Raw genomic sequence first — 19,649 nt, forward strand, 5'->3', positions numbered from 1 at the left:
CTCCCCCGCTTCGACGGCCGGGCGGGTGAGGATGATCCGGTTGACTTCCTTATGCTGCAGCGCCTGAACAGCTTTGGCCATGGCGAGGTAGGTTTTCCCGGTGCCCGCAGGGCCGATGCCAAACACCACCGTGTGCCGGTCAATCGCCTCGACGTAGTCCCGCTGGTTCAGGGTCTTTGGCCTGATAGTCCTGCCACGGGAGGAGAGGATGTTCATGGTGAGGACATCGGAGGGACTACTCACCGACTGATCCTTCAACATGGACACCAGCTGTTTGAGAACCTGGGGGTTGACGGTGGTGTTGTTGGCTGCGAGGGTGCGGATCTCGGAGATCAGACGTTCGGTGCGCGCGACGTCGACGGCCGGGCCCGTGATCGACAGCTCATTACCCCGGACGTGAAGATTGACCCCCACGAAAGTGCTCTCGATCAGCCTGAGCGCCTCATCGTTGGTTCCAAGCGCTTGAACCATTTGTTCCGTCGAATCGAAGTGGACCACCTTCGTGTCCAAGCCCACTGCGCTGATGCCAACTGAAGAATCGGTCATATAATCGGCCCTCGCGGCCTTCCATCTCTCCTTGAATCGGTTGGTGACGGCATACCGCCCCTTGACTAATCTTACGTTACGTCCCTGCCCGGCGGCCGTCCCCGGCCGCCGGATTCCGCCGTCGACGGAACCGGAGGTTTTACGGCGTCTCCGCGCGCCCAGGAAGCAGATGATCTCATCTGGGCAACGGCCCGGTTTCAATCCTGTCTCAGTCCGGCGACGACTTGGCTAAACCCCGTTCGGGGCCTGTTGCCATATGCGAAGCTGGAAACGTTGCTTTGAGTGCATTACTCGGCGGCGCACCAATCCGGCCGAGTGGTACAGCGAAAGGACAGGACGCGAATGGAGTGGTCCTTTCAACGCGATGCTGCCCGGCGCCGGCCTGGACGCGCTCTCTCGGTCACCGCGCTAATCGTCCTCGCTGGTCTGGGCCTGGGTGGCTGCACACCGGTCCCCGGCGATGATGCGACGGCCTCGCTTTCTGGACAACCAAACACGTCAGCTGGCCCAGCGTCGGCAGAGCACTCCGCAGTGACGGAATCCGCTACCCTGCGCAACCTGCTCCCCGTCTACTGGATGGGAGACAACGACGGAAGCATCCAGCTCTACCGGGAGTTCCTGGACGGCGGGAACGGTGGTGACCCAATCGCGGCGGCGGTCCAGGCGATGACCGCCAACTCACCAATCGATCCCGACTACTTTGGGTCGTGGTCCCCCGCCGAGTCTGTCAGCGCATCAATCTCCCCCGACAACGTTATTACGGTCGATATCTCGGCCGAGGCCTTCGATGCGCAGCTCGACCAGGGTGCCGCCTATCGTGCCATCCAGCAGCTCGTATACACAGCCACAGCGGCGGCGGCCAACGCGGGCCTGGTCTCGGGCGGTGACCCCAGCCGCGTCGTCGTCCTGGTGGACGGAGCGGCGGGGTTCAATGCTTTCGGCCACATCGAACTCGGTGGCCCGTTGCAGCGGGACTCGGCGTTGATGGCTCCGATCTGGATCATCGAACCCCAGCATGGGGCGGTCCGCGACCAGCCGACGATCACCGTGTCAGGCAGCGGAATGACGGAGAACGCGGTCCTGCACTGGCGGATCGACGAGGTGGTCGGCGATGAGCTGGAATCGTACCGCACTGGAACGGTGGGACTGGACGCCAGCGCCAGTTCCCCCGGACTCTTCGAGTTCACGATCGCCCTGGTGCCCGGTGAATACGAGATCAGCGTCTTCGACCGTCCGCAGGGCGTCCAGGAGAACCGTGAACTCGATACCGACACCAAGCGCGTCACGGTGCAGTAGGCAGCTGAGCCTCCTGCTTTCCTTCCCGGGGCTTGCTATTCCCGGGTGAGCACGGGACCTTATTCCCGGGTGAGCACGGAACTGAACCGGCTACCAGCGGCCCAGCAGTTGGCTCAGGACCGCAAGGGCGGCGGGTCCGGCGGTGGAGGAGCGCAGCACCTGGCCGCCGAGCCTGGCCGGATGCGCACCGTTCGACACGAACAGCTCCAGCTCCTGCCCGCTGATGCCCCCCTCGGGGCCGACCACCACTGCAATGCTGGTGGGCGGGGTGTCGGCCTGTGGCCCAACCAGTGCCCCAACCCCAGTTTCAGCGTCCTCGTGGAGGATCAGAGCGAGGTCCACGCCGGCAAGCCAGGCTGCCAGAGACCCGCTGTCGTGCAATGGCAGCACCTCGGGGAGGGTGGCACGCCGTGACTGTTTGGCGGCTCCCCACACCGTGGATTCCCATTTTCGCTGCCCTTTGAGCGCCTTGTCGGCGCGCCAACGGACAATACTTCGATCCGCCTGCCAGGGAATAACCGCATCGACGCCGAGTTCAGTGGCGGCCTCGACCGCCAGTTCATCCCGGTCCCCCTTGGCCAGTGCCTGCACCAGGATGAGACGGCAGGCGGGGGCCGGCTCGTCAATCACTGTTCGCACCTCGAGGGTGACTTCCTGCCCGGCGCTGGCCGTGACCACGCCGACGATTCTACGCCCGCGGCCGTCGGCGACGTCAATCGTCTCGCCGGCTGCCAGCCGTTTGACGGTCGCCGCGTGCCGGGCCTCGGCCCCGGTGAGGGTGAAACTGGCTCCGGGGAGGACAGCAGCCAGCGCCTCAGGGTCTCCGAAGTAGAGTGCGTTGCTCACCCCTAGAGATTACCCAACCGCTCCCGCAACTTCGCGAACACCCCTGAACCGCTGCTGGCCAGCTGACCCTCAACAAATTCCTCGCCGCGGAGTTCGGCAAGTTTGCGCAGCAGCTCTTCCTGCGCCTGGTCAACGTTGCGCGGAGTCTCGACGTTCAGGTGCACCTTGAGGTCACCACGCCCGTACCCGCGGAGGTGGGTTACGCCAAGTCCGCGAAGAGTCACGATCTCGCCCGACTGCGTGCCTGCTTTGATCCCCAGTTCCTGGTCGCCGTCGAAGGAGGCGAGGTTCACGGTGGTGCCCAGGGCGGCGGCGGTCATCGGCACGCTGAGGGTGACGTGGAGGTCGTCACCCTCACGGAGGAAGGAGGGATCCGGGTTAACCCGGATCTCCACATAGAGGTCGCCCTGCGGTCCGCCGGCCATACCGGCCTCGCCCTGGCCCCCCAGTTGAATGCGGGTGCCGGTCGACACGCCTGCGGGCACCTTGATGGTGAGGCTCCGACGGCTACGCACCCGACCGTCGCCGTTGCATTCGTTACAGGGGTTCGGGATGACTGTGCCGTACCCCTGGCAGGTGCCACACGTGGCACTGGTCATGACCTGGCCCAGAATGGACCGCACCGCACGCTGCACCTGACCCGACCCGCCGCAAATGTCGCAGGTTCGGGGGGAAGTGCCGGGCTGGCAGCAGGACCCGTCGCAGGTGGGACACACTGCTGCGGTATCGACGTCGATCTTTTTGTTGATCCCGAAGACTGCGTCGACCAGGTCGATCCGCACGGCGATCAGGGCGTCCTGGCCGCGACGGGTGCGCGACGGCGGGCCGCTGGCACCACCGCCACCGAAGAATGTTTCGAAGATGTCCTGGAAGGCGAAGCCCGGCCCTGCGTGTCCGCCGCCGAATCCGTTGTCGGTCCCGTTCTCGTTGCCGGTCGTGTCATACACGCGCCGTTTCTGCGGGTCCGAGAGCACCTCGTAGGCACGGGTGACCAATTTGAACTCTTCAGAGGCATCCGGCCCGGAGTTGACGTCCGGGTGCAGCTTTCGCGCGAGCTTGCGGTAGGCCTTCTTGATTTCCTCGCCGCTCGCATCGCGGTTCACACCGAGGACTTCATAGTGATTACTCACTCCTGCACTTCACTTCCTATGTCACTGACCGGTGCAGGGCTTGGTGCCCTGCCGGTATGGGGTCGACTGTTTCTACAACAAGTTCGCTGATGCGGTTACGTCAGGGTTAGTCCGTCAGGATCCGCGATAGGTACCGGGCTACCGCCCGCACCGCCGACATCGACGTCGGGTAGTCCATTCGGGTTGGCCCAAGGACTCCTACCTTGGCCAACGAGTCGGGACCGTATCCGGTGGCAATCACCGAGGCTTCAGCGAGGCCGCCGTGCGGGTTCTCCCGGCCGATCCGCACCGAGACGCCAAACGCATCCTGCTTCATTTCGGAAAGCAGGCGAAGCATTACTACCTGCTCCTCCAGGGCCTCGAGCACCGGCCCGATGCTCAGAGGAAAGTCTACGGTGGATCGGGCCAGGTTGGCTGTACCAGCCATCACAATCCGGTCATCCCGGTTGATGCCAGCCAACTGTTCGAGCGCCCGCGCCAGCACGGTGCCCGCCCTGCGCTGCTGGAACGACAGGGCTCCCACGGCGAGTGCGAGTTCCTGCGGAAGGGACGCCAGCTTGGTGCCGGCGACGGAACCGAGGAAGTGCTGCCGAAGCTCGGCGAGGGATGATTCGGGCACCGGTTCGGGCAGCGGGACAACCCGCTGCTGGACTGTTCCGTTGGTCGCTATGAGCACCACCAGAACCTGGTTGGGCGCCAGTAGGACGAACTCCAGGTGCCGGACGGCTGCGCTACCCAGATGTGGGTATTGGACCACCGCCACCTGATTGGTCAGGTGGGAGAGCAGCCGCACTGTCCGGTCCATGACGTCGTCGAGATCCTCTGCCTCCTCCAGGAGCGCCTGGATGGCGCGCTTTTCGGCAGCAGACAGAGGCTTGACCTCGGAAATCTGGTCGACGAACAGTCGGTAGCCCTTGTCGGTGGGGATGCGACCCGAGCTGGTGTGGGGCGCGGTGATCAGCCCCTCTTCTTCCAGGACAGCCATATCATTACGGATGGTGGCCGATGATACCCCCAGCTGATGCCGCTCCACGAGTGCTTTGGAGCCCACAGGCTCGCGGGAATGCACATAGTCCTCGACGATGGCACGCAACACTTCGAGTCTGCGTGGTTCGCTCACTTTTCACCTCCGCACACGTTTACTGTCTCTTCCGGCAGATCTGGCACTCGACACGCCCAAGTGCCAAGTCTAGTACGTTCGAAGGGATTGTTAGCATTGAAAATCCCTGGCCGGACCGTCCAGCGGCGAGTCGGGAAGTGAGCAACAATTTTGTCCAGTTATGAATGGGGCGCCCAGGACATCTCAGCCCCCCGCCAGGTTTCCCTGCCAAAGGTTCCGGTCAGCCGGGGCCTGGTTCTGGAGGATGTGCGGAGCGGGTACGTTGGCGCGGTGGTCCGGGTGGAGAAATCTGGTGGCATGCACGTCATGGTGCTCGAGGACCGGCGCGGCAGACTCAAGACTTTCCCGCTCGGGTTCGGGTTCCACGTCGACGGCGGGCCCGTTGAGGTGGTGGCACCCGCGCTGGCACCACCAGCGCCAGCCCGCAAGGTGACGGCGTCGGGATCGGTCAAAGTGGAGGGCGCCCGCGCGAGGACCGCCCGGGCCAGCAGGATCTGGGTGGAGGGACAGCACGATGCTGAGCTGATCGAAAAAGTGTGGGGCGACGATCTGCGTCTTGAGGGGATCGTCGTCGAGCCGCTGCACGGCGTTGACGACCTTGCCGGGATGATCCGCACCTTTAGTCCTGGACCGAACCGCCGGCTCGGTATCCTCGTCGACCATCTGGTAGCGGGGTCGAAGGAACAGCGCATCGCCCAGGAAGCCATGAAGGTTCCGGGAGCCGCCGCCAACGTCCTGGTGGTGGGACACCCGTATGTCGATGTGTGGCAGGCAATCAAGCCGGCGGCCGTCGGGCTCACCGCGTGGCCGGTGGTACCACGGGGCCAGGACTGGAAGACCGGAATACTCGCCGGTCTCGGCTGGCCGAACGCCGACAAGGCAGCGGTGGCACATGGCTGGAAGCGGTTGCTGGGGTGCGTCAATAGTTACTCCGACCTTGAGCCGTCGCTGCTCGGGCGGGTCGAAGAAGTGATCGATTTTTTGACCCCTCCCGGAGATTTCGACGCGACAATTTAAGCCCCAGTGCACGTTTGCTGGCGACGAAGTATCCTAGATAGGAAGGCTCCTGATCAAGGCTGCCCCGAAGCAATAGAGGATGTTCAGTTGTCTAACCCCGCCGACCAGCACGGAAACCACGGATCCGAGGACGGCCACGGCCAGCCCCGATCCGCTTTTGAGGGTGCCCCGGCGAATGCCTTGCCTCTGACCGCGACGGAAGACCGGCAGTGGGCAACCCTGTCGCACTTCGGGGGAATCCTCGGTTTCATTCCGTCGCTGCTCATCCTGCTGATTTTCAAGAACCGGGGACCTTTCACCGCCCAGGAAGCGCGGGAGGCGTTCAACTTCACCTTCCCGCCGACGGTGTTGGCGTTCGTGGCCTGGCTGCTCTCCCTCTTGCCAGCGGTCGGCGGCATGTTCGCCGTCGTCAACGCCCTGATCTGGGTGGCAATCGCCGTATCCTCGGTCATTGCCGGGATCCAGGTCAACCGTGGCCGCCCCTACCGGTACGCGTTCAACCTGCGGCTCTTCCGTTAGGAACCTAGTCGGGTAGTAGCCTGCGGACGACCGCGTCGGCGAGCAACCGGCCCTTGCCAGTGAGCGTGATCGTTCCGGCGAAGGCCTCCGCTGCAACGATCAGTTCATCAGCAATCAATCCGGCGACGGCGAGCCGCCCCCCTGGGTGCAGCACCCGGGTTGGTAGACCCTCGCGCAGCCTGGCGCGAAGCATCACGTCCTCGGTGTAGCGGGTCTCCGCGTCCAGGATTTCGCGGCCAGCGGCCGGTGACACTCCGGTTGAGAGGCGCTGGGCGTAGGCGGTCGGGTGCTTCACATTCCACCAGCGCACACCGCCCAGATGCGAGTGCGCGCCGGGACCAGCTCCCCACCAGTCGTCGCCACGCCAGTAGGCAAGATTATGCCTGCACTCGTCCGCAGGTGTGCGGGCCCAGTTGCTTACCTCGTACCATCCGAGTCCGGCGGCTGCCATCGCGCGTTCGGCCAGGGCGTACTTCTCGGCGTGATCGTCGTCGTCGATGTCGGGCACCTCGCCACGGCGGATCCGGGCCGCAAGTTTGGTGCCGTCCTCGATGATCAGTGCGTAGGCAGAGACGTGGTCCGGACCGTAGGACAGCGCCGCGTCAAGGGTCTGCTGCCAGTCGGCTGCGGACTCCCCCGGGGTGCCGTAGATCAGGTCAAGGCTGACGCGCAGCCCGGCTTCCCGCGCCCATTGCACGGCCAGTGGCACCCGTTCGGGCGCATGGGTGCGGTCCAGTACCTTCAGCACGTGCGGAACAGCCGACTGCATCCCGAACGACACCCTGGTGAAACCCGCCTGCGCCAGCACCGCAAGTGACTCGGGCGTGACCGAATCGGGGTTGGCCTCCGTGGTGACTTCAGCGCCTGGCGCGAGCCCCCAGTGCCCGACGGCGGTGCGCAGCACCGTCGCCAGATCGGCTGCGGGGAGGAGGGTGGGAGTGCCGCCGCCGAAGAACACTGTCGATAGCTGGCGTGGCGCGGTGCCGGAAGCGGTCAGGACACCGGCTGCGAGGTCCAGTTCAGCGCTGACCGTTGCGGCATAGCGGTCTTGCGATGCGCCCCCACCCAGTTCAGTGGCCGTGTAGGTGTTGAAGTCGCAGTAGCCGCAGCGCACGGCGCAGAACGGGATGTGGACGTAGAGCCCCAGCTTCCGGTCGGCGCTGCCGATGGCGGCCTGCTCCGGCAGCAGGCCGCTTTCCGGCGCTGGCAAGCCAAGAGGGAGGGCACCTGGCATTGCTACTTCTTGACCTTGTCCTTGGACTCGTCGGTGGTGAGTGCTGCGATGAAGGCTTCCTGCGGGACTTCGACGCGTCCCACCATCTTCATCCGCTTCTTGCCTTCCTTCTGTTTCTCCAGAAGTTTGCGTTTACGGGTGATGTCACCGCCGTAGCACTTCGCGAGGACGTCCTTGCGGATGGCCCTGATGCTTTCCCTGGCAATAATCCGTGACCCGATGGCCGCCTGGATGGGAACCTCGAACTGCTGCCGTGGGATGAGTTCACGCAGCTTGCCGGTCATCATGACGCCATAGGCGTAGGCCTTGTCGCGGTGGGTGATGGCCGAGAACGCATCGACCTGTTCGCCCTGCAGCATGATGTCAACCTTGACCAGGTCGGCGACCTGGTCGCCGTCGCTCTTCCAGTCCAGCGAGCCNNNNCCCGCGGGTCCGGGATTTGAGGATGTCGAAGAAGTCGAACACGATCTCGGCCAGTGGCAGTCGGTACCGGATCTCCACCCGGTCCTCGGAGAGGTAATCCATTCCGCCCATCACGCCGCGCCGGCTCTGGCACAGCTCCATGATGGCACCGACGAACTCGGTGGGCGCCAGGATGGTCGCCGAAACCATAGGCTCGCGGACCTCGGCGATTTTCCCGGTCGGGTACTCGCTGGGGTTGGTCACATGGACCATCTTTTTATCCTCGAGTGTTACCAGGTACTCCACGTTGGGTGCCGTGGAGATCAGGTTGAGGTTATGCTCGCGCTCGAGCCGCTCCCTGGTGATCTCCAGGTGAAGGAGCCCGAGGAAGCCCACCCGGAACCCGAAGCCCAGTGCCGCGGAGGTCTCGGGTTCGTAGACGAGCGCTGCATCGTTGAGCATCAGCTTTTCCAGCGCGTCGCGAAGCACCGGGTAATCGGTGCCGTCCAGCGGGTACAGACCGGAGAAGACCATGGGCTTCGCATCGGCATATCCGGGCAGGGATGCCTGGGCTGGCTTGGCCAGGTTGGTAACCGTGTCACCCACCTTGGACAGCCGGACGTCTTTCACACCAGTGATGAGGTAGCCGACCTCACCCACGCCAAGCCCCTTGGATGGGGTGGGCTCCGGGGAGCTGACGCCAATTTCGAGGAGCTCGTGACTGGCGCGGGTGGACATCATCTGGATCCGCTCGCGGGGATGCAGCATGCCGTCGACCACGCGGACGTAGGTGACGACACCGCGGTAGGTGTCATATACGGAGTCGAAGATCATCGCCCGTGCGGGGGCGTTGGGGTCACCAACAGGAGGCGGCAGGTCCCTGACAATCTTGTCCAGCAGTGCTTCGACCCCCATACCGGTCTTCCCGGAGACCCTGAGGACGTCGTCGGGATCGCCACCGATCAGGTTCGCCAGCTCGGCAGCATACTTCTCGGGCTGGGCGGCGGGCAGGTCGATCTTGTTCAGGACCGGAATGATGGTGAGGTTGTTTTCCATCGCCAGGTAAAGGTTGGCCAGTGTCTGGGCTTCGATCCCCTGGGCGGCATCGACCAGCAGGATCGCCCCTTCGCAGGCCGCGAGCGACCGGGAAACCTCGTAGGTGAAGTCAACGTGGCCTGGCGTGTCGATCATGTTCAGCGCGTGGCTGACACCGTCGAGTTCCCAGGGCAGCCGCACCGCCTGGGATTTGATGGTGATGCCACGTTCACGCTCGATGTCCATCCGGTCCAGGTACTGGGCCTTCATGTCACGCTGCTCGACGACGCCGGTGAGCTGCAGCATCCTGTCCGCCAGGGTGGACTTCCCATGATCGATGTGCGCGATGATGCAGAAGTTTCTGATGATCGCCGGATCAGTGGCGGCGGGCACCGGTGAGGTGCGGGCCTTGGGTGACACTGGACATTCCTTACTGTTGCGAGGGCTGCTGCGCGGCAACCGTTTCAACTACAACGACAGGGTTTGGAGCGAGGTGAACCCACCTCTCGGGCGGGGTTTGTTAAACCAGCCCCGGTTAACAGTCTCCCACGAGCTGGCGGGTGATCTGGAATTGCCTGGACTGGCCAAACTGTATCCTTTACCGCATGTCATTTGATTCCCGATCCTTCCTGCGGCTGGCCCGCACCGTTGTGCGGGCACTGCAGCCGCCGAAGCGGCGGTCCGGATCTGCCCGGAAACCAGCCGCCTACCCTGGTGATTTCACCGGCACCCCGAAGGTCAGCTATTCGCCCCGAGCCGATGATGTCCCGGATGCGGGGGAAATTGTCTGGGCCTGGGTGCCCTATGAAGAGGACCACCGTCAGGGCAAGGACCGCCCGGTCCTGCTGATCGGCAACCACCGGGGCAGGCTGCTGGGACTGACGCTGACTAGCCGCGACCGGAATGGAACCGGCAGATCGGATTCGGCCTACGTCGATATCGGGTCCGGCTCGTGGGACGTCAAGGGCAGACCGAGCGAAGTGAAAACCGATCGGATCATTCAACTGGCACCGGCGGATGTCAGGCGGATCGGTGCTGTACTTCCCAGGGCGCAGTTTGATCGTGTGGTGGCGCGGCTTGACTGAGTTGTTGTGGCTGCCCAACTTTCCATGCGGCACCTTCCACGTGCGGCGCCGCGCTCAGACAGACCGGCTGCCGGGACTAATCCGTGCATCTCTGGTAATCTAGACAGCTGTGTGTCCGCGCAGGTCGACGGGCACTTTAGTCCAATCGCCTACGGTATCCCCACGCCGCTCAGTCATTGGTTGAACTGAATTACCCTCACGACCAGTCCGCAATACAAAGAGAGTTCTAAATACGTGGCAAATATCAAGTCCCAGAAAAAGCGCATTCTCACCAACGAGAAGGCGCGCCAGCGCAACAACTCGGTTAAGTCCGAGCTGAAAACGGCCATCCGCGCCGTAAACACTGCGATCGGCTCAGCTGACAAGGAAGCTGCAACCAGCCTCCTCCAGTCGGCAAGCCGCAAGCTGGACAAGGCTGTCAGCAAGGGTGTCGTGCACAAGAACAACGCAGCGAACCACAAGTCTGCGATCTCGAAGAAGGTCAACGCTCTCTAACCAGAGCCTGATCGTTCGACGATTTCCAGATGGCTGGCCTTCGGGCCGGCCATCTGTCGTTTAACCGGTTGATCCCCTCGCCTTACGCGCCTTCAACCGACCAACGCCGCCTAAAACGCCTGCCGCGCCACATATAACTACAGCGCGGGACGATACCTACCGCGCGAGACGGCAGGCACAGCGCGAGACGGTAGGCACAGTACGAGACGGTAGGCACAGCGTGAGACGGGTCAGGCGCGGTACGTTCAGGTCGCAGAGAGTGCAAGCGGGTGCGCAGTGACTCGGAGCGCCGTCCGGGCCTAGCGGCACTTCAGACCGTACTGAGCCGCTAGCCGCGGCCAGCGAGGGCGATGGTGGTGACTGCGCGTTCGACGGCGTACACCGGATCCCGGGAGGCGCCCTTCACCTGGGCATCGGCTTCCGCAAGCACCTGAATGCACTCAACCAGACCTTCGGAACTGAAGCGCTGGGCGTCGCGTCGGGCCTGGTCTACCTGCCAGGGCGCCATCCCGAGCTCTTTTGCTAGCTGGGCGGAGCTCCCCCGCACCTGATGGACCTTCGCAACGGCCCGGACCTTCATCGCAAGGGCCGCCATCAGGAGTACTGGATCAGCGCCGGTCGCCAGGGCATGCCGGAGCATTGACAGGGCCTGTCCTCCACGGCCAGCCAATGCCGCGTCTGCCACCTTGAACCCGGTGACCTCCACCCGGCCGCCGTAGTACTTCTCGACGGTCTCCTCGGTGATTTCACCGGCCGTATCAGAAATCAATTGTTGACAGGCTGCCGCCAGTTCGGCGAGCTGGGACCCAACCGCTGCCACCAGCGCCCGCAGGGCTCCACCGCCGATCCGCCGGCCCGCGGCCCTAAACTCCTCGACAACAAAGTCTGTCTTGTCCGAGTCCTTCTTCAACGGCTGACAGTCGACAACGGTTGCCCCGGAAGACTTGAGTGCGTCAAGAAGCTTCTTGCCACGGTTTCCGCCGCTGTGATGCATCACCAGCACGACATCGGGGGCAGGATCGGCCAGGTATCCGAGCGTGTCCTGAAGAAAGTCGTCGTTCATCTGGGCGAGGCCGCTCACCTCGATCAATTTGGCCTCCCCAAAAAGGGACGGGCTCCCGTGGATGGTGAGATCGCCTGCCTCGTACTTGCCGGCGTCCAGCTTCACGTCTTCAAGGTCTGGACGTGCATCCCGCAGGCTGCGACGAATGCGTTCGACTGCCTGGCCGGCGGCATACTCCTCGGGGCCGCTGAGCAGCACCACTGGTGCGGGTACAACGGTTCGCCAGTGCATCCCTGAGCTTCCAGCTGATTCCCTGCGGGATGCGGCGGGCCTGGAAGTCACGTAGTTGCTCCTGGTGGTTGGTGGATGGAACGAGTCCTCAGCGTCAACTGTGCCACGGGCGGGACCTGCCGCAAAGCGGACAAGCGGGTCAACGGTGGACGCGGAGTGAGTCGTCCTGAATGGAGACCAGAAACGTTCCCAGCTGGTCGGTTCTGGCCACGGTAATCCCCGCCGCAGACAATCCGGCAGTGATAGTTGGGTGTGGATGCCCGTAGTCGTTATCCCGGCCAGCGGAAATCAGGGCGAGCCGTGGTTTGAGGGCGTGGGCCAGGTCGAGCCCACCGTTGCGGGCACCGTGGTGGGCTACTTTCAGGATCTGCACCCCCCGCTCACTGAGTCCGGGGCTGGCTCTCAACATGGCACGCGCCGCATCCTCCTCCAGATCACCAGTCAGCAGGACGGCCACATCGGGGGCGGCGTCAGTGTCGATGACGACGTCGAGCACAGCGCTGGAATTATTCTCGGAATCTATTGGTGCTCCGGCCTCTGGCCAGAGCACCGTCCAGCTGACGCGGCCATAGGAGCCACCGTCGCCATGTTCTCCAGTCATACCGGCAATGAGCCGCTCGGGTGATACTTGTTGCGCAGGGACCGCGGTGACAGTCGTGGGAAGTGCCGGTTCTGAGGAGGAGTACAGGATTCTCTGCACCGTCCTGTCCCTCGACACTCCTTCGATTCCACCATAGTGATCGGCATGGAGGTGGGTCAGCACGAGCAGTTCCACGGTGTCGACCGCCAGCCGGTCCAGGCAAGCGTCGACGTCGTCCGGTTCGGGACCCGTATCGATGAGGATCACGCTACGTTCGCCGGTCCGGACAGCGAAGGCGTCGCCCTGCCCGACGTCGCAGGCAGCAATGTGCCAGGTTCCATTGTCTGGTCGGCCCGGGGGCCACAGGCTGACGGCGGCAAGGCCCGCCACACAACCTACCGCAAGCCACAGCAGGGCACCGATCCTGCCGTGACCGGAATGGGCTTCGTTCCGGTTTGACCCGGGTAAAGGGTTCACCTTCGTCGACCTGCCTGGGCCGGGAGTAACAGTCCGGCGCCGGGGGCTGAAAGTCACCGCCAGCACGATTGCCGCCGAGAGCATTCCGGTGAGAATCACTCCCACCGGACCGCCTACCCACGGCAGGGTCGCCCCGGGCGCCGAGGCGAAAAAGGTTGCAACTGCGCCTACCCACGCTGTACCCCAACCGGCCACCAGGACCAGGGGTACCGCCAGCGGTTCCGCGACGGCGATCAACCCGACAGCCGCCATCCCCACGATGGTGACGAACGGTACCACCGGGCTGGCTGCGAGGTTCGCCGGAACCGAGTACAGCGGGAGAGTTGGCTGCAACAGCGTCAGGATCGGCGCGCAGAACAGTTGCGCCGCAATCGGAACAGCGACGAGCTGGGCGACCAGCAGCGGCATGAAACGGCTCAGCCTCAATGCCAGTACCGGACCGAACAGGATCAGTCCGGCCGCGGCGGCAACGGACAGCATGAACGCGAAGGAGGCGTGCAGCCAGGGATCGATGGTAAGGAGGACCACCACGGTGAGCAGCAAAAGTGCCAGCGGCACTTTCCCTCGCCCGGATAACACCGCTGCAACTCCGATGCCGCCCATCAGCGCTGCGCGCAACACACTTGGCTCGGGTCGAACCAGGATGACGAAACCAATCAGTGCAAGGATGCCCAGGACCGCCGACGGGAGTCGCGGCAGTCGCAGAGCGCGGGCACCGAGGAAAACGAAGGCCAACAGGTAGCTGCAGTTGGCACCGCTGACCGCTGTCAGGTGAGTCATCCCGGTGGTTTGCATATCTGCTGCCAGGTTTTCGTCCAGTGTGCTCCGGTCGCCGATGACCATGCCTGGCAGCAGCCCGCCCTCCCCCGTCAGCCGGGAAGAAAGCTGCGAAAAGTCAGTTCTTAATTCGGCTGGAACGGTAGTCCAGCCGGCAGGCGAGGTCACCTGCGGGCTGGTCGCGGCGATGAGCAGTGCGGCTGCACGGTCGCCGGGTTTGGTGGGTAGCAGGCGCCCGGCCGTGCGCACCGAGTCAGACGCGGCGACCGGCTGCCAGGACACCGGGCCAATCACCACCACCGGCGTACCCGCCGTGAACCTGACCCCGTCAAGCGTTCCAGCCGTCAACGTCCCTTCCACCATAAACCGGGAGGATCCGGTAAACCGGTCGGGGCTGATCATCGCTGCATCCGACGTCGCGTGCACAACAGCGGTGATCGCGGACTGCTCCTGGACCGCAGTTGATACCGGGCCGGAGGTCCGTGCGGCAAGGCTGGCTGAGGCGGGCGCGCAGACCAGGGTAGCGATGGCCAGCGGCACCACACAGGGTACCGCCACCCGCCTGACTCTGCCCGAGGCAAGGCAGCCGATCACACTGCAAAGGGCCAGCGTCGCCAGCACAACGGCGCCGAGCAGGGCGGAGGAGGCGTCCAGCCGGACCACCCCTGCTGCCGTGATCCACGCCACCGCGGCGGCAGGCAACAACCGTAAGTCCCGGTGACGGGGTTCGATAGCGCCTGTTCGGGTGTCCCTACCCCGCTTCTCCCGCAGAAACTTCTTCCGCCAGCTCGTCAGCGGGCCGATCGGTGTGCTTCGACTGCGCGCCGCCGTCAGTGTCGCTGCCGCACGGCCCGCTATAGTGCCGCTCACAGGGACGCTTGCTAAAGGGCCGGCCGCAGCAGCACCGCTCGCTACAGGGCCGGTCGCAGCAGTGCCGCTCACCACGGTGCCGCTTGCTAGAGGGCCAGCCGCAGCAGTACCGCTCACCACAGGGCCGCTCGCTACAGGGCCGGTCGCAGCAGCACCGCTCACCACCGGTGCGTCGCCTGTCTGGGCGCCCCTTCGGGCGTCCGCCCCCTCCGTCGCGGCCCGGACATACCTCGTCCAGTTGTGCCGTGGTCTCATGACCTAGACACTGACCTAGACACTGACCAGTGGGAGAAGTGCAGCGAGCATGGCCTCACCGATGCCTGGCACTGCGTCGAGATCTTCGGGCCGGGTGAACGCCCCGTGTGCGGCACGCCATTGGACGATCCGCTCTGCCAGCACCGGGCCAATCCTCGGAAGTGTCTCCAGTTCGTCGACTCCAGCCGTGTTGATGTTCACCGGGGCCGCCGGGCCAGTGGAACCCAGAGGATTCGCGGGCGACCNCCCGCCGTTGGCTGCGCCGTCAGGCGCAACCGGAGCCGGGGTCTCGCCCTGCAGGGGTACGCGGATCTGCAGACCATCCTGTATCTGAGCGGCCAGGTTGATTGCGGCGAGATCGGCGTCGGGGAGTGCTCCCCCGGCCTGATCGATCGCCTCAAAGACGCGGGATCCTGAGGCGAGTTCAACAATTCCGGGGCGGGTCACCGCACCCGCAACATGGACGAGCAGACGTTCGGGGGCTGCCTCCTCCCCCGGCGGCGGAGCCCCTGAGCGCGGTGCTCCAGCTGGCTGCGCCCCGGCAGGCGGTGCACCCGAGGACAGTGTTCCCGAAGACAGTGTTCCCGAAGACAGTGTTCCCGAGTACGGTGCACCTGACGGCGTGGGTTTCGATGAGGCTGGTGCACCTGATGCGTGGGCCGGAGGTGCCGGCTGCCCGGCCAACGGACTATCCAGCGCGACCGAGGTGATCTCCGGTGCCGGCCCGCCCCGGAGCAGGAAAAGCCCGAAGGCGATCGCAAGTGCCAGACCAAGCACCACGAAGGATACGCCACGACCGATTGCCCACCGGCGCCCACTATCGGCTGGCGGACCGGGCGGGTCTAAAGCCTCGAAATCCTCGTATCCCTGGGAGGGATCAGCAGCCCCGATCGGATCCGGTCGAAACCCCAAAACGCGGGGCGGTGGGCTGGTTGCCCGACGATGTCTGGCCATGGGTCGAGCCTAGGATTTACCGCCAGGGGAAGGAGACCGTACGGCTGCGTATGTGGGTAAACCCAGTAGCAGTCAGTCGGCAGTGGACGGTCCAGCGTCGCCGTCGTCGTCAATCCGCCCTGCCACGGCGATAGCGATGACTCCCAGCCCGGTGTGGGCAGCCAGCACTGCCGGGAGTTGCGCCAGGACTGTCCGAACTTCGGGGTGGCGCTCCTGGAGGTTCAGTGTCAGCTCCTGCACCTGGGATTGATTGCCGAAGTAGTGGAAGGCGACCACGGCGCCGGGCCTCCCGGCAAGGTCCGCTTCCACCAGGTCCAACAGGCGGGCGGTAGCCTTGGGCAGGGACCTCACCTTTTCGAGCGGCAGGATCCGCCCCTCCTGCACACTGAGGATCGGTTTCACCGACAACAGTGTTCCCAGCATGGACGCTGCCGCACCGATCCGGCCCCCTTTACGAAGCTGCTCCAGGCTGGGTACCAGAAATCTGAGCGTCGACGAATCACAGACCGCGCGCGCTACCGCTGACGCCCCAGCAAGGTCGACCCCGTCACGCGCAGCCGCCTGGGCCGCCGCCACCCCGAAACCCATCGCCATCCCGACCGTCCGGCAGTCGAGCACCTCCACCGGGATGGAGACGGCTGCCGCTGCCCAGCGCGCCGCGTCGGTGGTCCCCGACAGGTCGCCCGAGAGGTGCACCGAGAGGATTCCCGTCGCTCCGTCGGCTTCGAGCCGCCGGTAGACACTCTCGAACTGGCCCGGCGACGGCCGGGACGTGCGCACCTCGGCGCCTTCGGCCAACGCCACCGACAGCGGCCCGGTCAGGTCGTCGGTGCCCTCACCGAAGATCCGTCCGGCGATCATCACCGGCATGGGCACGACGACGACGCCACGCGCGGCACCCCCGACTGCCAGCCACTCGGGCGGTATGGCCGCAGCCGAGTCGGTCACCACAGCGATGCGGGACGGTGCGGCGGCCTCCTGCGCGGCACGGGATCCCGACGGACGGACCCACAGTCGCTCCAGCCACCTCATCGAGTACCAGGCCGCAGAGCCGGTTTTTGCCGGCGTCCGTGGTGCCTGTTCCGCGGCCGACGGGCGTGGTTCAGCCGACGCCGGACCATCCTGCCCTGCTGGAGACTTCACTGCTTTGTCGGCCCGCATGGTTACTCCGGAACGATATTGACCAGCTTCGGAGCCCGCACAATGATCGTCCGGATTCCCCTGCCGTCGAGGGTCTTCTGGATCTGGGGACTGGCCAGCGCCAACTCCCGCAGCGCATCCTCGGTGATGTCCGGGGACACCTCCAGCCGGTCACGGACCTTGCCCTGCACCTGTACGACGGCGACGACAGTCTCCTGCACCAGCAGCGACTCGTCGACCGCGGGCCAGCCCGCTGTTGCCACCGAGGCTGGGTGCCCCAGCCGGTTCCACAGGTCCTCGGCGGTGTAGGGAGCGAAGAGGCTCAGGATGATCGCCACCGCCTCCGTGGCTTCGCGGACAGCCGGGTCGGCGCCCCCAACGCCCGAGTCGATCGCCTTGCGGGTTGCGTTGACCAGTTCCATCACACGGGCAATGACCACGTTGAATTTGTTGCCCTGCAGCAGGGCAGCGCTGTCCGCCACGGTCCGGTGGGTGATGGACCGCAGCGCGCGGTCGCCACCTGAGACGTCGACGCCGGGCGCACTGGTCACGTCCTGACCGAGCCGCCAGGCACGGGCCAGGAACTTCGACGAACCCGACGGCGAAACATCCGCCCAGTCGACGTCGTCCTCGGGCGGGGAAGCGAACACCATGGTCAGCCGGATGGCGTCAACGCCGAACTTGTCCAGCTGCTGGCTCAGGTCGACGCCATTGCCGAGCGACTTGCTCATGGCCTTGCCGCCGTTGAGCACCTGCCCCTGGTTCAGGAGCGCCGAGAACGGTTCGGTGAACCCGATCAGGCCCAGGTCGAACAGCACCTTGGTGAAGAAGCGGCTGTACAGCAGGTGCAGAATGGCATGCTCAACGCCGCCCACGTACTGTCCGACGGGCAGCCAGCGGTTCACTGCGTCGGTATCGAACGGCGCGTCGGTGGTGTCAGGGGATGCGAACCGCAGGAAGTACCAGGAGGAATCGACAAAGGTGTCCATCGTGTCGGTGTCCCGCTTGGCGGGCCCGGCGCACTGCGGGCAGGGCACATTGACCCAGTCCTCGACGGCGGCGAGCGGCGAAGTCCCCTTCGGGGACAGGTCGCCGCCGCGCAGGTCTTCCGGCAGCGTGACGGGCAGCTGGTCGTCGGGGACCGGCACTTCGCCGCAGGTGGCGCAGTGGATGATCGGGATCGGGGTGCCCCAGAATCGCTGCCGGGACAACAACCAGTCGCGCAGCCGGTAGTTGACCGTGTGCTCGCCGGTGCCGTGCTCGGCGACCAGATCGATGGCGCGGGCAATGGCTTCGTCCTTGCCCAGCCCGTCCAGCTCACCGGAGTTCACCAGGGTGCCGTCGCCGGTGGTGGCGATCCCCGACACCGCCGGATCCTCGGCACCGGTGTCCACGACCATTCGGACCGGCAGCTCGAAGGCGCGGGCGAAGTCCAGGTCGCGCTGGTCGTGGGCGGGAACGGCCATGATGGCGCCGGTGCCGTAGTCGGCCAGCACATAGTCGGCGGCCCAGACCGGCAGCTTCTCCCCATTCAGGGGGTTGATCGCCCAGCGGCCGGTAAACACTCCGGTCTTTTCGCGCTCGGTCGACTGCCGCTCGATCTCCGACAGGGACTTGATGCCCTCCCGGTATTCTTCCAGCTCGGCCCGGTGGGGTTCGGTGACCAGGTCCAGGGCCAACGGGGCGTCTGCTGCCACCACGAAGAACGTGGCGCCGTGCAGCGTGTCCGGCCGGGTGGTGAACACGGGAACGCTCTGGGCCGGCTGCCCGTCGGCCTCTTCGATGACGAAGTCGACGTGGGCACCCTCGGAGCGACCAATCCAGTTGCGTTGCATGGCCAGGACCCGCTCGGGCCAGTGACCCCGCAGCTGGTCCATATCGTCCAGCAGACGATCCGCGTAGTCGGTGATCTTGAAGTACCACTGGTTGAGGCTCTTCTTGGTGACTGGGGTGCCGCAGCGCTCGCAGGCGCCGTTGACTACCTGCTCATTGGCCAGCACCGTCTGGTCTTTCGGGCACCAGTTGACCGGAGAGTTTTTCCGGTACGCCAGACCCTTTTCGAAGAAGCGCAGGAACAGCCACTGTGTCCACTGGTAGTACCCGGGGTCGGACGTGTGCAACCGACGGGACCAGTCAACGCTGATCGCGTAGCGGCGGAACGAGTTGGCCTGCGTCTCGATATTGGTATAGGTCCATTCGGACGGGTGCGCGTTGCGCTGGATGGCCGCGTTTTCGGCGGGCAGCCCGAACGAGTCCCAGCCGATGGGGTGCAGGACGTCGAACCCCTGCTGCCGGTAGTAGCGGGCGACGACGTCGCCCATCGCGAACGCCTCGGCGTGCCCCATGTGCAGGTCACCTGAGGGGTACGGGAACATGTCCAGCACATACCGGCGCTCCCGTGAGCCGTCGTCGGCTGGCTTGAACGGCTGGAGCCGGTCCCACTCCGCGGGCCATCGGGCTTCGATGTCAGCGAAACTGTAGGTGTTCTCGTCCGGTTGCCCGGCGTCGGGTTGCGTGCTCACTGTTGTTGCCCTGTCCTCTTGATCAATTGCCCCTAGACACACAAAAGCCCCTCAG

Annotated in this window: 14 protein-coding genes and 2 pseudogenes (1 of these 16 only partly in view); 5 read left to right on the top strand and 11 right to left on the bottom strand. The window is 65.0% G+C overall.

Annotated elements, in window-relative coordinates:
• Positions 1–546 (bottom strand): annotated as a pseudogene (locus B384_RS18400) (PhoH family protein) (it extends 523 nt beyond the left edge of the window).
• A gap of 342 nt (positions 547–888) precedes the next feature.
• On the opposite strand from B384_RS18400, the gene B384_RS0108925 reads away from it, so the two are divergent.
• Positions 889–1,842, top strand: a complete 954-nt coding sequence (locus tag B384_RS0108925; protein ID WP_019482773.1) for a GerMN domain-containing protein — start codon at positions 889–891, stop codon at positions 1,840–1,842.
• Between the two features lie 90 nt (positions 1,843–1,932).
• On the opposite strand, the gene B384_RS0108930 is transcribed toward B384_RS0108925, so the two are convergent.
• The 3 genes from B384_RS0108930 to hrcA all read right to left on the bottom strand — a co-directional run bounded on the left by B384_RS0108930 (position 1,933) and on the right by hrcA (position 4,938).
• On the bottom strand, positions 1,933–2,688 hold the full coding sequence (locus B384_RS0108930; RefSeq protein ID WP_019482774.1) for a 16S rRNA (uracil(1498)-N(3))-methyltransferase: 756 nt from the start codon (positions 2,686–2,688) through the stop codon (positions 1,933–1,935).
• 2 nt (positions 2,689–2,690) lie between these two features.
• Positions 2,691–3,818 carry a molecular chaperone DnaJ gene (dnaJ, locus tag B384_RS0108935; protein WP_019482775.1) on the bottom strand — a complete coding sequence of 376 codons (1,128 nt, stop codon included), beginning with the start codon at positions 3,816–3,818 and terminating at the stop codon, positions 2,691–2,693.
• 106 nt (positions 3,819–3,924) lie between these two features.
• Complete coding sequence (hrcA, locus tag B384_RS0108940; protein WP_019482776.1) at positions 3,925–4,938, bottom strand: heat-inducible transcriptional repressor HrcA; 1,014 nt, start codon at positions 4,936–4,938, stop codon at positions 3,925–3,927.
• 150 nt (positions 4,939–5,088) lie between these two features.
• Between hrcA and B384_RS0108945 the strand changes: the two genes are divergently transcribed.
• Positions 5,089–5,955: a DUF3097 family protein gene (locus B384_RS0108945; protein WP_019482777.1), complete on the top strand. Its 867-nt coding sequence runs from the start codon at positions 5,089–5,091 to the stop codon at positions 5,953–5,955.
• 87 nt (positions 5,956–6,042) lie between these two features.
• On the top strand, positions 6,043–6,474 hold the full coding sequence (locus B384_RS0108950) for a DUF4870 domain-containing protein (RefSeq protein ID WP_019482778.1): 432 nt from the start codon (positions 6,043–6,045) through the stop codon (positions 6,472–6,474).
• A gap of 4 nt (positions 6,475–6,478) precedes the next feature.
• On the opposite strand, the gene hemW is transcribed toward B384_RS0108950, so the two are convergent.
• Complete coding sequence (gene hemW, locus B384_RS0108955; protein ID WP_019482779.1) at positions 6,479–7,708, bottom strand: radical SAM family heme chaperone HemW; 1,230 nt, start codon at positions 7,706–7,708, stop codon at positions 6,479–6,481.
• A 2-nt stretch (positions 7,709–7,710) separates the two neighbouring features.
• Positions 7,711–9,565, bottom strand: a pseudogene (gene lepA / locus B384_RS18405) (translation elongation factor 4).
• 185 nt (positions 9,566–9,750) lie between these two features.
• Between lepA and B384_RS0108965 the strand changes: the two are divergent.
• The gene (locus B384_RS0108965) at positions 9,751–10,230 is read left to right on the top strand and encodes a type II toxin-antitoxin system PemK/MazF family toxin (protein ID WP_019482780.1); all 480 of its coding nucleotides are present in this window, start codon (positions 9,751–9,753) and stop codon (positions 10,228–10,230) included.
• Between the two features lie 234 nt (positions 10,231–10,464).
• Complete coding sequence (rpsT, locus tag B384_RS0108970) at positions 10,465–10,725, top strand: 30S ribosomal protein S20 (RefSeq protein WP_019482781.1); 261 nt, start codon at positions 10,465–10,467, stop codon at positions 10,723–10,725.
• A gap of 328 nt (positions 10,726–11,053) precedes the next feature.
• Here rpsT and holA read toward each other — a convergent pair whose 3' ends face one another.
• The 5 genes from holA to leuS form a co-directional block, all read right to left on the bottom strand.
• On the bottom strand, positions 11,054–12,019 hold the full coding sequence (gene holA, locus B384_RS0108975; RefSeq protein ID WP_019482782.1) for a DNA polymerase III subunit delta: 966 nt from the start codon (positions 12,017–12,019) through the stop codon (positions 11,054–11,056).
• 139 nt (positions 12,020–12,158) lie between these two features.
• Positions 12,159–14,723, bottom strand: coding sequence for a ComEC/Rec2 family competence protein (locus B384_RS18410; protein ID WP_192813076.1), 2,565 nt, complete (start codon positions 14,721–14,723; stop codon positions 12,159–12,161).
• A 270-nt stretch (positions 14,724–14,993) separates the two neighbouring features.
• On the bottom strand, positions 14,994–15,932 hold the full coding sequence (locus B384_RS19675; protein WP_083850892.1) for a ComEA family DNA-binding protein: 939 nt from the start codon (positions 15,930–15,932) through the stop codon (positions 14,994–14,996).
• A gap of 72 nt (positions 15,933–16,004) precedes the next feature.
• Positions 16,005–17,093, bottom strand: a complete 1,089-nt coding sequence (locus B384_RS0108990; RefSeq protein ID WP_019482785.1) for a DegV family protein — start codon at positions 17,091–17,093, stop codon at positions 16,005–16,007.
• Positions 17,094–17,095: 2 nt separating this feature from the next.
• The gene (gene leuS, locus B384_RS0108995) at positions 17,096–19,594 is read right to left on the bottom strand and encodes a leucine--tRNA ligase (RefSeq protein ID WP_019482786.1); all 2,499 of its coding nucleotides are present in this window, start codon (positions 19,592–19,594) and stop codon (positions 17,096–17,098) included.
• Between the last annotated feature and the right edge of the window lie 55 nt (positions 19,595–19,649).

The sequence above is a fragment of the Arthrobacter sp. TB 23 genome (assembly GCF_000294595.1).
Lineage (GTDB): Bacteria > Actinomycetota > Actinomycetes > Actinomycetales > Micrococcaceae > Arthrobacter_D.